The organism is Sphingomicrobium aestuariivivum, assembly GCF_024721585.1.
In the GTDB taxonomy this organism is placed as follows: domain Bacteria; phylum Pseudomonadota; class Alphaproteobacteria; order Sphingomonadales; family Sphingomonadaceae; genus Sphingomicrobium; species Sphingomicrobium aestuariivivum.
Genome location: NZ_CP102629.1, coordinates 1,483,379 through 1,501,033, shown reverse-complemented (window position 1 = coordinate 1,501,033; position 17,655 = coordinate 1,483,379). Strand labels below are relative to the sequence as shown.

At 65.7% G+C, this 17,655-nt stretch carries 18 protein-coding genes; 11 read left to right on the top strand and 7 right to left on the bottom strand.

Features of this window, described 5'->3' with window-relative positions; all coding sequences use genetic code 11:
* Positions 1-39 precede the first annotated feature (39 nt).
* The 9 genes from hemE to NUW81_RS07710 all read left to right on the top strand — a co-directional run bounded on the left by hemE (position 40) and on the right by NUW81_RS07710 (position 9,080).
* Positions 40-1,071 carry a uroporphyrinogen decarboxylase gene (gene hemE / locus NUW81_RS07750; protein ID WP_245112123.1) on the top strand — a complete coding sequence of 344 codons (1,032 nt, stop codon included), beginning with the start codon at positions 40-42 and terminating at the stop codon, positions 1,069-1,071.
* Between the two features lie 5 nt (positions 1,072-1,076).
* Positions 1,077-1,529, top strand: coding sequence for a CopD family protein (locus NUW81_RS07745; protein ID WP_245112122.1), 453 nt, complete (start codon positions 1,077-1,079; stop codon positions 1,527-1,529).
* A gap of 171 nt (positions 1,530-1,700) precedes the next feature.
* Positions 1,701-2,957 carry a transcription termination factor Rho gene (gene rho, locus NUW81_RS07740; protein WP_245113743.1) on the top strand — a complete coding sequence of 419 codons (1,257 nt, stop codon included), beginning with the start codon at positions 1,701-1,703 and terminating at the stop codon, positions 2,955-2,957.
* 23 nt (positions 2,958-2,980) lie between these two features.
* The gene (locus NUW81_RS07735; RefSeq protein WP_245112120.1) at positions 2,981-3,715 is read left to right on the top strand and encodes a TerC family protein; all 735 of its coding nucleotides are present in this window, start codon (positions 2,981-2,983) and stop codon (positions 3,713-3,715) included.
* Positions 3,715-4,983 (top strand): tRNA uridine-5-carboxymethylaminomethyl(34) synthesis GTPase MnmE, encoded by a 1,269-nt coding sequence (mnmE, locus tag NUW81_RS07730; protein ID WP_245112118.1) that lies wholly within the window; start codon positions 3,715-3,717, stop codon positions 4,981-4,983. The genes NUW81_RS07735 and mnmE overlap by 1 nt, the downstream gene beginning before the upstream one ends.
* Positions 4,984-5,037: 54 nt before the next feature.
* Positions 5,038-6,828 carry a tRNA uridine-5-carboxymethylaminomethyl(34) synthesis enzyme MnmG gene (mnmG, locus tag NUW81_RS07725; RefSeq protein WP_245112116.1) on the top strand — a complete coding sequence of 597 codons (1,791 nt, stop codon included), beginning with the start codon at positions 5,038-5,040 and terminating at the stop codon, positions 6,826-6,828.
* Positions 6,818-7,438: a 16S rRNA (guanine(527)-N(7))-methyltransferase RsmG gene (rsmG, locus tag NUW81_RS07720; RefSeq protein ID WP_245112114.1), complete on the top strand. Its 621-nt coding sequence runs from the start codon at positions 6,818-6,820 to the stop codon at positions 7,436-7,438. Before mnmG ends, rsmG begins: the two co-directional genes overlap by 11 nt.
* Positions 7,435-8,220, top strand: coding sequence for a ParA family protein (locus NUW81_RS07715; protein WP_245112112.1), 786 nt, complete (start codon positions 7,435-7,437; stop codon positions 8,218-8,220). The genes rsmG and NUW81_RS07715 overlap by 4 nt, the downstream gene beginning before the upstream one ends.
* Complete coding sequence (locus tag NUW81_RS07710; protein WP_245112111.1) at positions 8,220-9,080, top strand: ParB/RepB/Spo0J family partition protein; 861 nt, start codon at positions 8,220-8,222, stop codon at positions 9,078-9,080. Before NUW81_RS07715 ends, NUW81_RS07710 begins: the two co-directional genes overlap by 1 nt.
* A 1-nt stretch (position 9,081) precedes the next feature.
* Here NUW81_RS07710 and NUW81_RS07705 read toward each other — a convergent pair whose 3' ends face one another.
* The 4 genes from NUW81_RS07705 to NUW81_RS07690 are packed head-to-tail and all read right to left on the bottom strand — an operon-like array spanning position 9,082 to position 13,555.
* Positions 9,082-10,095 (bottom strand): DNA polymerase III subunit delta, encoded by a 1,014-nt coding sequence (locus NUW81_RS07705; RefSeq protein ID WP_245112110.1) that lies wholly within the window; start codon positions 10,093-10,095, stop codon positions 9,082-9,084.
* The gene (gene lptE / locus NUW81_RS07700; RefSeq protein ID WP_245112109.1) at positions 10,092-10,589 is read right to left on the bottom strand and encodes an LPS assembly lipoprotein LptE; all 498 of its coding nucleotides are present in this window, start codon (positions 10,587-10,589) and stop codon (positions 10,092-10,094) included. The genes NUW81_RS07705 and lptE overlap by 4 nt, the downstream gene beginning before the upstream one ends.
* Positions 10,586-13,108: a leucine--tRNA ligase gene (gene leuS, locus NUW81_RS07695; protein WP_245112107.1), complete on the bottom strand. Its 2,523-nt coding sequence runs from the start codon at positions 13,106-13,108 to the stop codon at positions 10,586-10,588. Before leuS ends, lptE begins: the two co-directional genes overlap by 4 nt.
* A 3-nt stretch (positions 13,109-13,111) precedes the next feature.
* Positions 13,112-13,555: a DUF3576 domain-containing protein gene (locus NUW81_RS07690; protein WP_245112104.1), complete on the bottom strand. Its 444-nt coding sequence runs from the start codon at positions 13,553-13,555 to the stop codon at positions 13,112-13,114.
* Positions 13,556-13,729: 174 nt separating this feature from the next.
* Between NUW81_RS07690 and NUW81_RS07685 the strand changes: the two genes are divergently transcribed.
* Entirely contained in the window at positions 13,730-14,488 is a 759-nt protein-coding gene (locus NUW81_RS07685) for a hypothetical protein (protein ID WP_245112102.1), read from the top strand.
* A gap of 18 nt (positions 14,489-14,506) precedes the next feature.
* Here the strand turns inward: NUW81_RS07685 and NUW81_RS07680 are convergent, their stop codons facing one another.
* Positions 14,507-15,025 (bottom strand): thiamine phosphate synthase, encoded by a 519-nt coding sequence (locus tag NUW81_RS07680; RefSeq protein ID WP_245112100.1) that lies wholly within the window; start codon positions 15,023-15,025, stop codon positions 14,507-14,509.
* Positions 15,026-15,047: 22 nt separating this feature from the next.
* On the opposite strand from NUW81_RS07680, the gene NUW81_RS07675 reads away from it, so the two are divergent.
* A complete protein-coding gene (locus tag NUW81_RS07675) occupies positions 15,048-15,695 on the top strand; it encodes a YggS family pyridoxal phosphate-dependent enzyme (RefSeq protein WP_245112097.1) in 648 nt (215 codons plus the stop codon).
* Between the two features lie 5 nt (positions 15,696-15,700).
* On the opposite strand, the gene ribA is transcribed toward NUW81_RS07675, so the two are convergent.
* Positions 15,701-16,744: a GTP cyclohydrolase II gene (gene ribA / locus NUW81_RS07670; protein WP_245112095.1), complete on the bottom strand. Its 1,044-nt coding sequence runs from the start codon at positions 16,742-16,744 to the stop codon at positions 15,701-15,703.
* The gene (gene xth, locus NUW81_RS07665; protein ID WP_245112093.1) at positions 16,744-17,550 is read right to left on the bottom strand and encodes an exodeoxyribonuclease III; all 807 of its coding nucleotides are present in this window, start codon (positions 17,548-17,550) and stop codon (positions 16,744-16,746) included. Before xth ends, ribA begins: the two co-directional genes overlap by 1 nt.
* Positions 17,551-17,655: the final 105 nt, after the last annotated feature.

Below are 17,655 nucleotides of genomic sequence, written 5' to 3'. Positions count from 1 at the left end.
GAATCCTTTTCTATATATATAAGAATGAAAGAAGAGAGGGTGGCGTCCATGCCAACGAACAAGCGCCTGCTTGGCGTGCTCAAGGGTGAGCGTCACGATCCGCCTCCCGCCTGGATGATGCGCCAGGCCGGACGCTATCTTCCCGAATATCGCGAGCTGCGCGCCGAGAAGGGTGGCTTCCTCGATCTCGTCTACGACCCCGAGGCCGCGGCCGAGATCACCTTGCAGCCGCTGCGCCGCTTCCCGTTCGAGGGGGCGATCCTCTTCTCCGACATCCTGATCATCCCTTACGCGCTGGGGCAGGACCTGACCTTCGTCGCCGGCGAAGGCCCGCGCCTGAAGCCCACGCTCGACGAGAATGCGCTGGAGAGCCTTACGAGGCACCCTGAGCGCCTCGAACCGATCTACGAGACGGTGCGCCTCGTCAAAGCGCAGCTCGAGCCTCACATCACGCTCCTGGGCTTTGCAGGGAGCCCGTGGACCGTCGCGACCTACATGGTCGCGGGGCAAGGCTCGAAGGACCAGATGGCGACGCGCGTGATGGCTTACACGGAGCGGACACGCTTCGCCGCGCTGATCGAGGCCATCGCCGAAATGACCGTCGATTACCTGTCGGGACAGGTCGAGGCCGGTGCCGACGCGGTCCAGCTGTTCGACAGCTGGTCGGGCAGCCTTGCCCCCGAGGAATTCCGTGCCTGGGTGATCGAACCCACGAAGCGCATCGTCACCGCGTTCAAGGCGCGCCACCCGGATGTCCCCGTCATCGGCTTTCCGAAGGGCGCAGGCGAAAAGCTCCCCGAATATGCGCGCGCGACCGGTGTCGATGCGGTCGGGGTCGACGAGACCATCGATCCCGTCTGGGCGCATGAGAACCTGCCCGAGGGGCTTCCCGTCCAAGGCAATCTCGACCCGCTGCTCCTCATCGGCGGCGGTGAGCGTCTCGAACAGGCGGTCGATCGGGTGAAAAGCGCCTTTGCCGGCCGCCCCCACATCTTCAATCTCGGCCACGGGATCGACAAGTCGACCCCCATCGCTAATGTCGAGACGATGATCGCACGGGTTCGGGGATAAGCAGCATGGACGGCATGATCGGCTGGCTCGGCGCCGCCTACATCTGGGTGAAGGCGGCGCATGTCATCTTCGTGATCTTCTGGATCGCGGGGCTGTTCATCGTGCCGCGCTATTATGTCCATCACCATGAGACGACCCCCGGCTCGGCCGAGGATCGCGCCTGGATCGAGCGCGAGGACCGGGCGCGCACGATCATTCTCCTGCCCGCCATGCTGCTGACCTGGGGGCTCGGCCTCGCGCTGGCCCTGAACGGTGGCTATTTCGCCGCGGGCTGGTTCCACGCCAAGCTTCTGCTCGTCATCCTCCTGTCAGGCTACCAGGGCTGGATCTCGGCCTTCGGCAAGAAGCTCGCGGCGGGCCAGCGCCCGCTCGAGGGACGCACGCTCAGGATCCTCAACGAGGTGCCGGGCATCGCCACCATCCTCATCGTCATCCTCGCGGTCGTCCGCCCCTTCTAGGGAACGGCAAGGCCTTCGCGCTGTTGACTAAACAGGGGCCCGCGCCTACCGGCTAGGGTCTCGATGCGCGGCCAATCCTTCCCGCCGCGACGGTGCGTTTTCCATTCGCGTCCTGCGACCAGCGTACCGGGTTTCCCAGACCCATATTCCATAAGGCAGTCCAGCCCCATGATGCATCTCCAGGAACTCAAAGCCAAACCCCCCGCCGAACTCGTCGCCATGGCCGAGGAACTCGGTGTCGAGGGCGCCTCCACGCTGCGCAAGCAGGATCTCATGTTCGCGATCCTGAAAGAGCATGCCGAAGAGGGCGAGCAGATCATGGGCATGGGCACCATCGAGGTGCTCAACGACGGCTTCGGCTTCCTGCGCAGCCCCGAGGCGAACTTCCTCGCGGGGCCCGACGACATCTATGTCGCCCCCTCGATCGTCCGCAAGATGGGCCTGCGTACCGGCGATACCGTCGAGGGCGAGATCCGCGCCCCCAAGGACGGCGAACGCTATTTCGCGCTGACCAAGGTCACGCAGGTCAATTTCGACGACCCCGAGGCGGTCCGTCACCGCGTCAACTTCGACAACCTCACCCCGCTCTATCCGGACGAGAAGCTCACGCTCGACAGCTCGGATCCGACCGAAAAGGACAAGTCGGCGCGCGTCATCGACATCGTCTCGCCGCTCGGCAAGGGCCAGCGCGCGCTCATCGTCGCGCCGCCGCGCACGGGTAAGACCGTCCTTCTCCAGAACATCGCCAAGGCGATCACCGACAACCATCCCGAGGTCTTCCTCCTCGTGCTGCTCATCGACGAACGTCCCGAGGAAGTGACCGACATGCAGCGTTCGGTGAAGGGCGAGGTCGTCTCCTCGACCTTCGACGAACCGGCGTCGCGCCACGTGCAAGTCGCTGAAATGGTTATCGAAAAGGCCAAGCGCCTCGTCGAGCACAAGAAGGATGTCGTCATCCTCCTCGACTCGATCACCCGCTTGGGTCGCGCCTACAACACCACCGTGCCCAGCTCGGGCAAGGTGCTGACCGGCGGTGTCGACGCCAACGCCCTCCAGCGTCCGAAGCGCTTCTTCGGCGCCGCGCGCAACATCGAGGAAGGCGGCTCGCTCTCGATCATCGCCACCGCGCTGATCGACACCGGCTCCAAGATGGATGAGGTCATCTTCGAAGAGTTCAAGGGCACGGGTAACAGCGAAATCGTCCTCGACCGCAAGGTCGCCGACAAGCGCATCTTCCCCTCGCTCGATGTCGGCAAGTCGGGCACCCGCAAGGAAGAGTTGCTGGTCGACCAGGCCACCCTCTCGAAGATGTGGGTGCTACGCCGTATCCTCATGCAGATGGGCACCGTCGATGCGATGCAATTCCTTCTCGACAAGATGAAGGACGCCAAGTCCAACGAGGACTTCTTCGCCTCGATGAACCAGTAGGTCTCGAAAAGGGTTAGCCGAGCATGATCGAACAGCTTCTCCTCCTCCTCGGCGCCGCGGCGGCCGAGGGTCTTTCGCTCGGCGGTCCCGCCGACATGTGGAACGCCATCGTCAAGGACTTCTCGAACATCGGGACGCCCGAAGCGATGGCCGCCTTCCTGTCGGTCCTCGCCATCGACCTCGTGCTTGCCGGCGACAATGCGATCGTCGTCGGTGCGCTCGCCGCGGGGCTTCCCGCCGACCAGCGCAGGAAGGTCATCGTCATCGGCGTTCTCGCAGCACTCGTGCTGCGTATCCTTTTCGCGCTGATCGTAGTCCAACTCCTTCAGATCGTTGGACTTATTTTCGCCGGCGGCCTCCTCCTCCTGTGGGTGAGCTGGAAGATGTGGCGCGAGCTGCATCACATGGGCGAAAGCCCGGGCAGCCCCGAAATCGAAGGCGACGAACATTCGGGTCTGCGCCCGCAGAAGAGCTTTGCCGCCGCTGCCTGGGCGGTCGCGGTCGCCGACGTTTCGATGAGCCTCGACAACGTCCTCGCGGTCGCAGGCGCGGCCAAGGACCATCCCGGCATTCTTATCGTCGGCCTCATTCTCTCGGTCGCGCTCATGGGCATCGCGGCGAACATCATCGCCAAATATATCGAGCGCTACAAATGGATCGCCTATATCGGGCTCGCCGTCATCCTCTGGGTCGCCGGCAACATGATCTATGACGGGATCGTCGATCCGAACGTCGGGATCGGCACCCTCTTCGGCTGATGCCGGGCGAGACGATCGTCGCCTTGTCGTCGGGCGCCCTACCCGCCGCCATCGCGATCGTGCGCAGCTCGGGTGACGAGGCGTTCGCACTCGCCGAACGCCTCGGCGCCAAGCCCAAGCCCGGTAAGGCGAGCTACGCCATGTTGCGTGACCCCGCCGATGGCTCGCTCCTCGACGAAGCCCTCGTCCTCGGCTTCCGTGCGCCGCGCAGCGCCACTGGTGAGGATGTGGTCGAATATCATGTCCACGGGAGCCGCGCTGTCGTCGACCGGTTGCTGAGCGTGCTCGAGGCGAGCGACGCTGTGCGCCTCGCCGAGCCGGGCGAATTCACCCGCCGCGCGATGCTCAACGGCAAGATGGATCTCATCTCCGCCGAGGCCTTAGGCGATCTCATCCATGCCGAGACGGAGAGCCAACGAAAGGCGGCGTTGCGGCAGTATCGCACCGGCCTCGGCAAGGCGCTCGAGCAGATTGAAGAGCGTCTTCTCACGCTCTCAGCAGAGGCAGAGGCGGCAATCGACTATGTCGGGGATGAGGAAGAGACCGGACGGACCGAACACCTCGGAACCTCGATCCTCGAATTGAAGGATGATATCCGGGCCCTGCTCGACCTTCCGGAGCGACGCGTCCTGCAAGACGGCATACGGCTCGTTCTCGCCGGTCCCGTCAATGCGGGCAAGTCGAGCCTTTTCAACCGCCTCGCGGGCTATGATCGCGCCATCGTCAGTGATGAAGCCGGGACGACCCGCGATACGATCGAACTGCCGTTGCGTGTAGGGGAGATCGCCTACCTGCTGATCGACACGGCCGGCTGGCGCGAGGGCGCTGGGCGGATCGAGGCCGAGGGGATCGACCGCGCGCATCAAGCGGTTGCGGAAGCCGATATCCTGCTTTGGCTAGGCGACCCATTGGAGGCACCGCCTCACCCCCATTGTCTCCTGGTGGCCTCGAAATCAGACTTGGGTAGTGCGACGCATCCGTCCACGATCGACGTCTCGGCTCGCTCGGGTGAAGGTATCGAGCAATTGTTCGAGGCCATCGAGCAGGAAGCCCGGACGCTTTTGCCCGATGCCGATCAGGCAACGCTCAATCGACGGCAGCGAAGCCAGATCGAAGAGATGGCAAAGGCTCTCGTCGGTGGAGAAGACCCCCTGTTGCTCGCCGAACAACTTCGTTCGGCACGCGAGCACCTCTCTTCTTTAACAGGCACCCAACGCCTCGACGCGGTTCTCGACCGTATCTTCGGCAAATTCTGTCTCGGCAAGTGATGTTTCACGTGAAACACTCTTGTGGCCTTCCCCTTTCCTCGGCAGAGGCGTCGCATGTTTGATGTGATCGTCATTGGCGCCGGGCATGCGGGTGTCGAGGCGGCGCTGGCGGCCGACCGCCGCGGCGCCTCGGTGGCGCTTGTCAGTTTCGACCGGGACAATATTGGCCAGATGTCCTGCAACCCGTCGATCGGCGGTGTTGGCAAGGGACATCTCGTCCGCGAGCTTGACGTCTTCGAAGGAGCGCAGGGCTGGGCCGCGGATCGCGCCGCGATCCACCATCGCTTGCTCAACCGCAGCAAGGGCGCTGCGGTCTTCGGCCCTCGCGTTCAAGCCGACCGACGCCTTTTTGCCGAGGCGGTCCGCGAACGCGTTGCGAGCTCCTCGATTACCTTCATTGCCGGCGAGGTGACCGCACTCGAACTGCAGGGCGATGTGGTCGCGGGTTGCTGCCTTTCCGATGACAGCCGCCTTGCCTGCCGTTCGGTGGTGATTACGACGGGGACATTCCTCGGCGGCCGGCTATTCCGGGGGACCGAGAGCGAGGCAGGCGGCAGGATCGAGGAGCGGGCTGCCAGTCGCCTCGGCGAACAATTTGCCGATCTGGGGCTCGTGTCGGGACGCCTGAAAACAGGCACACCGCCGCGCCTCGATGGCCGCACTATCGACTGGGCGCGTCTCACGCCGCAGCCGAGCGATCATGAAGCCTGGGCTATGTCGATCCAGCCAGGCGGCCCGCCACCGCCCCAGCTGGCCTGCGCCATTACCCGCACGAATGTCGCAACCCACGAGGTGATCGCGCGGCACGGCGACCGGTCGCCGCTTTATTCGGGCGACATCGGGGGGCGCGGGCCGCGCTATTGTCCCTCGATCGAGGACAAGGTGCGGCGCTTCGGCGACCGCGACGGGCACCAGCTTTTCCTCGAACCCGAAGGGCTCGACACGCACCTTGTCTATCCCAACGGCATTTCTACCTCGCTGCCGCTCGATGCGCAGGTCGAGATGATGGCGACGATCGAGGGGCTCGAGGCCTGCGAGATCGTCAAGCCGGGTTATGCCGTCGAATATGCCTATTCGGATCCGCGCGCGCTCGCCCCCAACCTCCAGCACCGCGACATCGGCGGGCTTTTCCTCGCCGGGCAGATCAATGGCACCACCGGCTATGAGGAAGCGGCATCTCTTGGACTGGTCGCCGGCCTCAACGCCGCCGCGCACGCCTGCGCGCTCGACAGCATCACCTTCGATCGCCGTGAGAGTTATATCGGCGTGCTCATCGACGACCTCACCCTCCAGGGGGTGACCGAGCCTTATCGCATGATGACCGCCCGGGCGGAGCGTCGCCTGCACCTGCGCGCGGACAATGCGGTGGCCCGTCTCGCCGGTCTCGCGCGAGGGAGCGGAATATCGGAGGCACACCAGAAACTGCTCGACGATCACTTGAACGCCAAGTCGGACGTGGAAGCGCGGCTCGATGAGCCGCGCCCCGACCCCCTGTCTGGAGAAGGCCAGGTTCGCCCCCTCCGCTACTGGCTAACCCGAAGCGACAGCCGCGAGGCTGCGCTTGCCTTGCTGGGCGAGGGCGCTGCCGCGCGCGAGGTGGGTCACGATGTCTATTACGCGCCCTATGTGGAACGACAGGAGCGCGATTGGCAGGCCGTACACCGCGACCTCGACGTGACGATCCCGGAGAGCTTCGACTTTGCGCGGGTTCCGGGCCTTTCGACCGAGATGGTCGAGCGTCTCGGAGCCGTCCGCCCCTCGACCCTCGAGCGCGCTTCGCGCATACAAGGCATCACCCCCACCGCCCTCACTTCACTCCATTTTGCGCTTCGCCATGCACGCTGACGATTTCGCCCAAGCGGCCCAACGCGATGTTTCACGTGAAACAGTGGAGAGGCTCGAGCAGTTTGCCGCGCGCCTGCTCGAGGCGAACCAGACCCAGAATTTGATTTCCCGCGCGACGGAGCAGGATCTTCTCACCCGCCATCTTCTGGATGGCGCCCAGCTCTTGCGCCATGACGACCGGCTCGACGCGTCTTGGTGCGACATCGGCTCGGGCCCGGGCTTGCCCGGTATCGTCATCGCGCTGCTCCACCAGGGTCCGGTAACACTGATCGAGCCGCGAGCCCTGCGAGTCGCCTTTCTGCGCGAGACGATTGCAGCGCTGGATATCCCCAACTGCACGGTGATCGCGGGAAAAGCCGCCGCCGCCGCGGAAAAACAGGACGTCATTACCGGCCGAGCCGTCGCGGCACTCGCCAAGTTTCTCGATCTTTCCCACCATCTATCCACAGAAAAAACGCGCTGGGTCCTCCCCAAGGGGAAAAAGGCGTTCGAGGAACTGGAACAGGCGCGCCGCATCTGGCACCTTGATGCAAGAGTGGAACAGAGCCTGACCGACCCCGAGGCGAAGATCGTCCTGGTCGAGCGGGCCAAGCGGAGGGGCCGCCGATGATCACCATCGCCATTGCCAACCAGAAGGGCGGGGTCGGCAAGACCACGACCGCTATCAACCTTGCTACCGCGCTTGCCGCGATCGGGTGGAAGGTCCTGCTCGTCGATCTCGACCCGCAGGGCAATGCCAGCACCGGTCTCGGCATCGCGTCGAACGAGCGCGACCGGTCGAGCTACGACCTGCTTGTCGGCGACAATGGCGTGGAAGAACTGGCAATCGCGACCAAGGTGCCGCGTCTCGACATCGTTCCTGCCACCGTCGACCTGTCGGGCGCGGAGGTCGAGATGGTCGACATGGAAGACCGCGTGACCCGCCTGCGCAGCAAGTTCGCCGCGCTTCCGGAGGGCAAGTGGGACATCTGCCTTATCGACTGCCCGCCCTCACTCGGCCTGATCACGGTCAATGCGATGGTGGCGGCAAAGCAACTCATCGTCCCGCTGCAGTGCGAGTTCTTCGCGCTGGAAGGCCTCTCGCAGCTTCTCAAAACCGTCGAGCGCGTGCGCACGGGTATCAATCCCGAGCTCGCCATCCTCGGCATCGCGCTGACCATGTACGACCGTCGCAACAAGCTGTCACAGCATGTCGCCGACGACGTGCGGGCCTGCCTCGGTGACCAGGTGCTCAACACCATCATCCCGCGCAACGTGCGCGTGTCCGAAGCGCCGAGCCACGGGATTCCCGCGCTGGTTTACGATCTCAAATGCCCGGGAAGCGCTGCCTATCTCAGCCTTGCCCGCGAAATCATCGATCGCCTGCCGGCGCTTGCGAAGGAGGCCGCATAATGGCGCGTTCCGCTGGGCTGGGTCGGGGGCTTTCCGCCCTTCTTGAGGATTCGCCGCGTAGCACGGGGCCCGACACGGCCGGAATCCGCAAGCTGCCGATGGACAAGGTCGCGCCCAACCCCGACCAGCCCCGTCGCCTTTTCGACAAGGATGCGCTCGAAGAGCTCGCCCAGTCGATTTCGGCGCGCGGCGTGCTTCAGCCCATCCTCGTCCGCCCGGCGGGCGACGGCTACCAGATCATCGCCGGCGAGCGTCGCTGGCGCGCCTCGCAGATCGCGCAGCTGCATGAGATCCCCGCCATCGTGCGCGATAGTGACGATAGCGCGGTCGCCGAGCTGGCCATCATCGAAAATGTGCAGCGCGAGGACCTGAACGCGCTCGAGGAAGCCCGTGCCTATGCGGCGCTGGCTGAAAATTTCGAGCATTCCCAAGGTGATATCGCCAAGAAGGTCGGCAAGTCGCGCAGCCACGTCGCCAACCTTATCCGCCTTCTCGACCTGCCTGAACATGTCCAGCAGGCGCTGCTCGAGGGCAGTATCAGCATGGGCCATGCCCGCGCGCTGATCGGTCATCCCGAGGCTGAGAAACTCGTCGATCACGTCATTGCCGACGAGCTTTCGGTCCGCCAGACCGAAGCACTGGTCCGTGGCGAACGGAGCCTCAAGACCGACAAGGGCGAGAAGGGTGCCAAGGGCCCGTCAAACCCCGATATCGCGGCGCTGGAGCGCCAGCTCGGCGACCTGCTCGGGCTGAAGGTGAATGTCAGCCACGGTCCCAACGGGGGCAAGGTCCAGCTTGGCTATCGTACTCTCGACCAGCTCGACATGATCTGCCAGCGCCTGTCGGGCGAAGCCATCTAGCTCAGCGCTGCGGTCGCCGCGGTCGCTGAGCGGCACGCGCGATCGCCAGCAATTCCTCGCCGAGAGCGGCGCGTTTGGCGCCCGGTTCGAGCATCGCCGCGCGTTCGGCCGCCATCGCACGGGCTGCGAGGCGATCGAGCTGTCCTGCCGGCCATTTGCCGAGCAGGCGGGTCACGAGGGGCTTGTCCTTCCAGAATAGCGCCCTGCCCTGCGACGCGATGACCGATTGCGTGGGTTCGCCCCCCGCGACACGCGCCGCGAGCGGGAGCAGCATCTGGACGCGGCGCTGGACGGCGCGCCAGACGAGCACGGCCTCGCTCGCCTGCGGGGAGACGGCGCCGAGGGCGGTTTCCACCGCCTCGACGTCGCCATCCATCGCCGCATCGCCCACGCCCATCCACTCGGTCGTGCCATAAGCGGCGCCGATGGCATCGACCGCCTCGTGATCGATCCGCGTTTCGGGGGCGATATAGAGCACGATCTTCTCGATCTCGCGCTCGGCGATGTCGCGGTTGAGATCGCAGGTCTCGGCGATGCGCTCGGCGATGCCGGTGTCGGCCTGGAGGCTGCGCGCCTCGATCATGTTGCCGACCTCGCGGACCATGTCGCGGAGGGATGGCTCGTAGCTGACCAGCGCGACGGCTTCGGAGGAACTTTCCACCAATTTCAACAGCTTGCTTGCCTTGGTGAGTGCGCCGGCGATGGCGATCACCGGATGCTCGGTCGCCGGGGCGCCGAGGAGTGCTTCGGCGGCGGGGGTAAATTCGTTGCCAACCGGTTCGAGCCAGATGAGCTTGGCATCGCCGAACAGGCCCGCGCCCGCCGCCTCGTCGACGAGACGGCCCGGATCCCCCTTGAAGCCCGAGGGATCGAGCGAGTTGCGCTCGCCGCCGAGATGGCTCGCCAGCTTGGTCGCAGCACCGCGCGATCCGGCGACGTCGACGCCATGGAAAAGATAGAGGCGAAGCGGCTCACGCTTCAGGAACTGCCCGATTTCCGCGGCTTTCGCCTTCACTGCCCGCGTGTCCGATCGAAATAGAGGGCAAGGCGGGCGACGATATCGTCGGCGACTTCCATGCTGAGCCGTTCAAGCGCGCTCTGTTCGGCCGCCACGGTCGCATAAGGCGAGGAGGTAATGTCGATGCCCGCATCGGACCCTGCGGTGGCGTCCACGAGCGTCTCGCCGGTCGCGAGATCGATCAGCTGGTAGCGGGTGCGCAGCGTGCGCCGTTCGCGCGTGGCGCCCGCATCGCCGCGCAGGCCGAACTTGGTGATATCGTCATCGATGATCACGTCGAGCCGGTATCGCGCCGTCGAATCGCCGCCGACCGCGAGTCGGTCGACCAGCGCATTGCGCAGGAGCCAGCCAGAACGCTCGTCGATGGGCGCGACCTCGATCTCGCCCAGCGCCGAAGCGGTCGCCGACCCCGCCCCCGTCCCGTAGAGCGGGCGAAGCCCACAGGCCGCGAGCGGGGCGGCAAGGATCAGGAGGGCGAGCGCGCGCTTCATGCGACGATGTTAACGAGCCTGTCGGGCACGACAATGACCTTGCGCGGCGCCTTGCCCTCGAGCTGGGCCTGGATCTTCTCCAGCGCCAGCGCCTTGGCCTCGACCTCGTCCTTGGCGGTCCCGCGGGGCAGCTGCATCTTGTCGCGCAGCTTGCCGTTGACCTGGACGACGATAGTCGCCTCGTCGCTCACCAGCTTCTTCGGGTCGTGCGCGGGCCATTCAGCCTCCGCGAGCAAGCCCGAACCGCCGCGCAGCGCATGGGCTTCCTCGGCAAGGTGCGGGGCCATCGGGGCGATGAGACGCAGGAGCGTGTCGGTCACCTCGTCTCGGGTGGCGGATTTTCCGGCTTTTTCGATCGCGGCGACCAGTTCGTACAGCGCCGCGATGGCCTTGTTGAACTGGAGGCCCTCGATCGCTGCCGAGACGGCCGCGATGGCCTGGTGGCGCTTGACGTCGAGATCTTTGTCCTCGCCTTCGGCCCCCGCCTCTTCCTGCGCGAGCTTCCACACGCGCTGGACGAAGCGACCCGCGCCCTCGATGCCGCCCTCGGACCATTCGAGGTCGCGTTCAGGCGGGCTGTCGGACAGCATGAACCAGCGCACCGCATCGGCGCCGTAGCGCGCGATCATCGGGTCGGGATCAACCACGTTGCGCTTGGACTTGGACATTTTCTCCACGCGGCCGCGAACGACTTCGGCACCATTGGCGCGTTCGACCAGGTGGCCTTCTTCGCCGACGCCGAGATCCTCGGGGCTGAGCCAGCGACCATCGAGGCTCTTGTAGGTTTCGTGGGTCACCATGCCTTGCGTAAACAGGCCGGCGAAGGGCTCGGGAGCCTCGAGGCCGGTGTGCTTGGACAAGGCGCGCGCGATGAAGCGCGCATAGAGGAGGTGGAGGATCGCATGCTCGACGCCGCCGATATACTGGCCCACAGGGAGCCAGCTGTTGGCCTCGTCGGCATCGAAGGGCTTGCCCTCGGGCTGTGAGGCGAAGCGGATGTAATACCAGCTGCTGTCGACGAAGGTGTCGAGCGTGTCGGTCTCGCGCCGCGCCGCGCCGTCGCATTTGGGACAGCTGGTCGCCTGCCATTCGGCATGGCGGTCGAGCGGGTTGCCGGGCACGTCGAAGGTGACGTCCTCGGGCAGCACGATCGGCAGCTGGTCCTTGGGCACCGGCTGCGGTCCGCACTGGTCGCAATGCACGATCGGGATGGGGGTGCCCCAGTAGCGCTGGCGGCTGACGCCCCAGTCGCGCAGGCGATAGGTGGTCTTGGCCTCGCCCCAACCGTCCTTTCCGGCGCGTGCGATCACCTCGGCCTTGGCGGCGTCGGTGTCCATGCCGTCGAGGAAGCGCGAATTGACCGCGACGCCCGCTTCGGTGTCGGCTTCGCCCTCGACCGGTTTGTCGGCCTCATCGGCCGAGGCGGCGACGACACGCTTGATCGGCAGGCCGTATTTGGTCGCGAATTCGAAGTCGCGCTGGTCGTGGCCGGGCACGCCGAAGACGGCGCCGGTGCCATAGTCCATGAGCACGAAATTGGCGATGAAGACTGGAAGTTTCCAATCGGAATCAAAGGGATGCACCGCGCCGACGCCGGTGTTGTAGCCTTCCTTCTCCGCCGTCTCGATTTCCGCCGCGCTGGTCCCGCCCTGCTTGACCTTCTCGATGAAGGCAGCGGCTTCGGGATTGTCCCTGGCGATCGCCTGCGCGAGCGGATGGTCGGCGGCGACGGCGACGAAGCTCGAGCCGAAGATCGTATCGGGGCGCGTGGTGAAGACGGTGACCTTGTCTTGGCCCCCGACATTGTCGTCCAGCCGGAAGTCGAACTGCATGCCGACCGACTTGCCGATCCAGTTTTCCTGCATCAGCCGGACCTTGTCGGGCCAGCGGTCGAGGCTGCCCAGGCCCTCGAGAAGTTCCTCGGCGAAATCTGTGATGCGGAAGAACCATTGGCTAAGCTTCTTGCGCTCGACGGGGGCGCCCGAGCGCCAGCCCTTGCCGTCGATGACCTGCTCGTTGGCGAGCACGGTCATGTCGACGGGATCCCAGTTCACTTCGCTTTCCTTGCGGAAGACGAGTCCGGCTTCATAAAGGTCGAGGAAGAGCGCCTGCTCGTGACCGTAATAGTCGGGCTCACAGGTGGCGAGCTCGCGGCTCCAGTCGAGCGCGAAGCCGAGGCGCTTTAGCTGGGCGCGCATGGTCGCGATATTGTCGCGGGTCCAGGCGCCGGGATGGACCTTGCGCTCCATCGCCGCATTTTCCGCGGGCATGCCGAAGGCGTCCCACCCCATCGGGTGGAGCACTTCGAAGCCCTTCATCCGCTTGTAGCGGGCAAGGACGTCGCCCATCGTGTAGTTGCGCACATGCCCCATGTGGATGCGCCCCGAGGGATAGGGGAACATCTCGAGGACATAGGCCTTGGGCCGCGCCGAACCACTGTCGGCGACGAAGGTCTTTTCAGCGTCCCATTTGTCCTGCCAGCGCCGCTCGGCGGCCGCCGAGTCGAAGCGGTCGGTCATGGTTTATCCTGCGGGTGCGATGGTGGTGCGGCGGATGTCGCGCGCGCGGGTGAGGATGATGTCCTCGAGCTTCTGCACGGTGGCGGCCTCGACGGGGGCGACGACCCACATGCCGTTCTGGTTCACCTCGCGCACGGCGGTGACGCGCACGGCGTCGGCCCGCAGCGCGGCATCGAGGATCGCGGCGGTCAGCTTGATGCGCTCACCCGGGGTGTTGGGATCGGCATACCAGTCGGTCAGCACGACGCCGTTGGTGGCATCGGCCTGGAGCAGCGGGGCGAAGCTCAGCGTGTCGACCGCGGCCTGGTACAGATAGGCGTTCACACCGATCTGGGTCATCGCCGAGGGCGCCATTGCGACCGGCGCCATCGCCTTGTTGCCGCCGCCGCAGGCCGAGAGGGCCAGCGCGCTGGCAGCGATCAATCCGGTGGAAAGGGGGAATTTCATGACGATAGGCCTCGCAACTGATGGTCTTTCAACCGTGCCTAGCCCCATGCCTCCCCCTTGTGAAGGAGGATCATTGTGGGACTCATGACACAGTCGGCACGAAACCGGATTCTGAGTCATGGAACGAACAGGTCTGTCAGGCTATGAGTCCATGCAAGGATTGGAGTCGTATTAGTGGACGTACAGGGGCAGAAACAAGCGAATCGACTCGCTCGCGGCAGCGCGGGCGTCGGCATTGCGCTCGCCCTCGGCCTCGCTGCAACGTCGATTCCCGCCATCGCCGCCGTCAATTTCGCGCAGACCGGTGTCGAGGCACCGCCGAGCCGCACCCCGACCGGACGCTTCACGCCGGCCGGCGGTGACCCGCGGCTCGCCGCCGCCTTCGCCGAACGGCAGGGCGAGGCGCTGAGCTTCACGCCCGCCGGATCGAAGGGCGAGGACACGCCCAAGGTGAAGGTCGCCGTCCGCGGATCCTCGAGCGCCGCAGCCACGCCCGCACCGACGCGCCGCGTCGCCGAGGCGGTCGACAGCCAGCGCCGCACCGCCACCCTCACGCCGAGCAACTACGATCTCGGCGTCGACGTCGGCTGGAAGCGCTTCCGTCTCACCACCGAGGTGGCAGAACAGAACAACCAGGGCGGCCCCGCGCTGCTCAATCGTGATCGCGCTCGCGTCGGCCTGAGCTATGGCAGCAAGGTGAGCGGGCAGGTCGCCGTTTCGGCCGATCGCGAGACCACGCGTGCCGTGCCCGGCGTGCGCGCCACCGACAGCTATGCGCTCGACGTCGGCGGCGCGGTCAAGATCACCAACAACATCGCCATCACCGGCGGCGTCCGTTACCGCATCGACCAGGAACGCCTCCCCGAGGCCAATGTCGACGGCCAGCGCTTCGACAGCCAAGCGGTCTACGTCGGCACCAAGCTGAAATTCTAGCTTAAGTCCCTGAAAAACTTACGTTTTTAGCGCGCTAATCGCGGCCCATCCCGCGAAGTGGGCGGCCAGCGGACGATAGCGTCCTGCGTCCATCCCGCCGAGCGCGATGGCGGGCATGGCGGCGAGGCGCGCAAGCCGGATCGCCGCCGCTTCGCCTAGCGCCGGAGCGCCGGGATGCGAGGCCGTGGCATGCACCGGCGAGACATAGGCCAGCGCGGCGCCGCGACGGCGTGCGTCGAGGGCCTCGGCTTCGTCGTGGACGGGGAGGCTGAACGGCAGGCCGAAGCTCGGGCCGTCGGGCCGGTGGACCATCACCGCTCCCGCCCGCACCGCCAGTGCCACGTCGCCGGCAACCGACAGCAGCAGCCCGCGCGCCCGCGCGAGGCGCGCGACCTCCATCGCAAGCCGTTCGCGCTCCTCTTCGGGCATCGAATCATGGCGTAGCACCACCCCGCTGCCGCGCGGCAAGGCCTCCAGGGTGGGCCATAGCCGGTCGCCCAATCGGTCGTCGGTGAAGAGGGTCTGGCGGGGAAGCATCGCCTCTCCTATAGCGCGCCCCATGCACAAGCTGGAAGAAGTCAAAGCGCGGATCGCGCTAGCCGCCAAGCGATCGGGTCGCGACACCCTGCCGACGCTGGTCGCGGTCTCCAAGACGCGTAGTGCGGAGGAGATCCGTCCCCTGCTCGAGGCGGGGCAGCGCGACTTCGGCGAGAACCGCGTGCAGGAAGCGGCCGACAAATGGCCCGCGCTGCGCGAAGAATATCCCGATGTGCGGCTGCACATGGTCGGCCAGCTCCAGTCGAACAAGGCGGAGGAAGCGGTGGCGCTGTTCGACGCGATCCACTCGCTCGACCGCCCCTCGCTCCTGAAGGCGATCGCCAAGGCGGTCGAGACGCAGGGCCGCCAGCCCGACCTCTATGTCCAGGTCAATATCGGTGCCGAGGAGCAGAAGGGCGGCGTCGCGGTCACCGAACTCGGCGACCTGCTCGCAATGGCGAAGGACAAGGGCCTGAAGATCAAGGGGCTGATGTGCATCCCGCCCGCTGAGCTCGAAAGCTCGCCTTTTTTCGCTCTACTCGCCGAATTGGCGCGGCGCCACGGCGTGGACGGCCTGTCGATGGGCATGACTCACGATGTCGAAGAAGCGGCGATGCTCGGCGCCACCGCGGTGCGCGTGGGGACCGCGCTGTTTGGACCGCGCGGCTGACGAGCCTAGTCGAGATGGCCCGAGCGGGCCTTCTTGGTCGCGATATAATCGGCATTGTGCGGATTGGTCGGCAGATGGTGCGCGACGCGCTCGACGACGCGCACGCCTTCGGCCTCCAGCCCTGCCATCTTGTTGGGATTGTTGGTGAGCAGCCGCACCTCGCGCACGCCCAATGCCTCGAGCATCGCGGCGGCAAGGCCATAATCACGCGCATCGTCGGCAAAGCCGAGGCGACGGTTGGCATCGACGGTGTCGAGCCCGCGGTCCTGTAGCGCATAGGCGCGCAGCTTGTTGGCGAGCCCGATGCCGCGCCCTTCCTGGCGAAGGTAAAGGAGGATCCCGCCCCCGCCCGCGCCGATCAGCCGCATCGCCTCGTCGAGCTGCGGCCCACAATCGCATTTGAGGCTGCCGAAGACATCGCCCGTCAGGCATTCCGAATGGAGCCGCACCAGCGGCGGCTCGCCACCGAAGGCGCCGAGGATCATCGCCGCATGCTCGGCGCCGGTCTGGTGGTCCCGAAAAACCGCCATTTGCGAGGACGGCAGGTCGTGCAGCGGGATCTGCGCTCGCGAGACGAGCGTGACGCTGCGCCGCGCTTCGGCAAAGGCGGAGACAGGCACGGCGTCGACCGCCAAGTCGTTGCCGAGGATACGCGCGGCCGGCAAGAGTCCCGCAAAGCGCAGGAGCGCCAAGGCCGCGCCGTCGAGTGGCCCCGCGGCTTGCGTGGTCACCGGTCCGGTCGGCGCGCGGTCGAAGTCGCGGCCCGCGTCAACGAGCGCCATCGCCGTTTCATGGTCGAACCAATCGGCGGGCGCGATCCGCGTCGCGCGATCCTCGTTCGCGGCGTCCTTCTGGTTGCCAAGCCCCAACACCGCCGCACGTTCGCCGCTCAGCAGCAGCGCGCCCTTGCCGGCTTCGACTTCGCCGCGCATCGCTTCGCTCGCACTTTCAAGCGGGAGGAAGGTGATCCGCCCCTCGCGTCCCTCGATCGCAATCGGCTGGCCCAGCCTCAGCCGGGCAACCGCGCGCTCGAGAGAGAGGATTGCCATCAAAGCGCGACCTCGCAGACGAGCGGGACATGGTCCGAGGGCTTTTCCCAACCGCGCACGGGCTCGTGCACTTCATGGGCGACGACCTTCTCGGCCAGCACGGGGCTCGCCCACATATGGTCGAGGCGGCGTCCGCGATCGTTCTTGGTGTAGTCCTTCGAGCGATAGCTCCACCAGGTGTAGCAGCGCTGCGGCGCGGGAATGAACTTGCGCCCGAGGTCGACCCAGTCATGCGCCTCTTGCAACCGCGACAGCGCTTCGACCTCGACCGGCGTGTGGCTGACGACCTTGAGGAGCGCCTTGTGGCTCCAGACGTCACACTCCAGCGGTGCCACATTGAAGTCACCAACGAGCAAAGTCGGCTCAGCCAACTTTTGAGCCCACGACGTCATGCGCTCAAGGAAATCGAGTTTCTGGCCGAATTTCGGGTTCTCGTTGCGGTCGGGAATGTCGCCTCCCGCGGGGATGTAGACATTTTCGAGCCGGAACTGCCCGGCGACCCGCACGCCGATGTGACGCGCCTCGCCATTGTCCTGCCAGTCATGGCGCAGGTCCTCTTCGAGCGGGACCTTCGAGATGGTCGCCACCCCGTGGTGCATCCGCTGGCCATTGAGCGCGATATGGTCGTAGCCGCGATCGGTGAAGAAGTTCTTGGGGAAGGCGTTGTTGTCGGCCTTCGTTTCCTGCAGGCAGAGGATGTCGGGATTGGACTGTTCGAGGAAACGGCTGACGAGGTCGGGACGCGCGCGGACCGAGTTGATGTTCCAGCTGGCAATCTTGAGACGGGTCACGGGGGACTTTCGCATTGGGAAAGAAGGGATCGCAACGACCCTTAGCCGCCCCTCCCCGCCCTTTCAAATGATTGGCACCGGCCAAACAAAAGGCCCCCGCTCCGGGGGCGTGGAGCGAGG

Coding starts and splice junctions, on each gene's coding strand:
- mnmE (WP_245112118.1), top strand. CDS start 3,715: ATGCCGGGCGAGACGATCGTCGCCTTGTCGTCGGGCGCCCTACCCGCC.
- NUW81_RS07675 (WP_245112097.1), top strand. CDS start 15,048: ATGCACAAGCTGGAAGAAGTCAAAGCGCGGATCGCGCTAGCCGCCAAG.
- rho (WP_245113743.1), top strand. CDS start 1,701: ATGCATCTCCAGGAACTCAAAGCCAAACCCCCCGCCGAACTCGTCGCC.
- ribA (WP_245112095.1), bottom strand. CDS start 16,744: ATGGCAATCCTCTCTCTCGAGCGCGCGGTTGCCCGGCTGAGGCTGGGC.
- NUW81_RS07735 (WP_245112120.1), top strand. CDS start 2,981: ATGATCGAACAGCTTCTCCTCCTCCTCGGCGCCGCGGCGGCCGAGGGT.
- NUW81_RS07745 (WP_245112122.1), top strand. CDS start 1,077: ATGGACGGCATGATCGGCTGGCTCGGCGCCGCCTACATCTGGGTGAAG.
- NUW81_RS07690 (WP_245112104.1), bottom strand. CDS start 13,555: ATGAAATTCCCCCTTTCCACCGGATTGATCGCTGCCAGCGCGCTGGCC.
- NUW81_RS07680 (WP_245112100.1), bottom strand. CDS start 15,025: ATGCTTCCCCGCCAGACCCTCTTCACCGACGACCGATTGGGCGACCGG.
- NUW81_RS07715 (WP_245112112.1), top strand. CDS start 7,435: ATGATCACCATCGCCATTGCCAACCAGAAGGGCGGGGTCGGCAAGACC.
- mnmG (WP_245112116.1), top strand. CDS start 5,038: ATGTTTGATGTGATCGTCATTGGCGCCGGGCATGCGGGTGTCGAGGCG.
- NUW81_RS07710 (WP_245112111.1), top strand. CDS start 8,220: ATGGCGCGTTCCGCTGGGCTGGGTCGGGGGCTTTCCGCCCTTCTTGAG.
- xth (WP_245112093.1), bottom strand. CDS start 17,550: ATGCGAAAGTCCCCCGTGACCCGTCTCAAGATTGCCAGCTGGAACATC.
- rsmG (WP_245112114.1), top strand. CDS start 6,818: ATGCACGCTGACGATTTCGCCCAAGCGGCCCAACGCGATGTTTCACGT.
- lptE (WP_245112109.1), bottom strand. CDS start 10,589: ATGAAGCGCGCGCTCGCCCTCCTGATCCTTGCCGCCCCGCTCGCGGCC.
- leuS (WP_245112107.1), bottom strand. CDS start 13,108: ATGACCGACCGCTTCGACTCGGCGGCCGCCGAGCGGCGCTGGCAGGAC.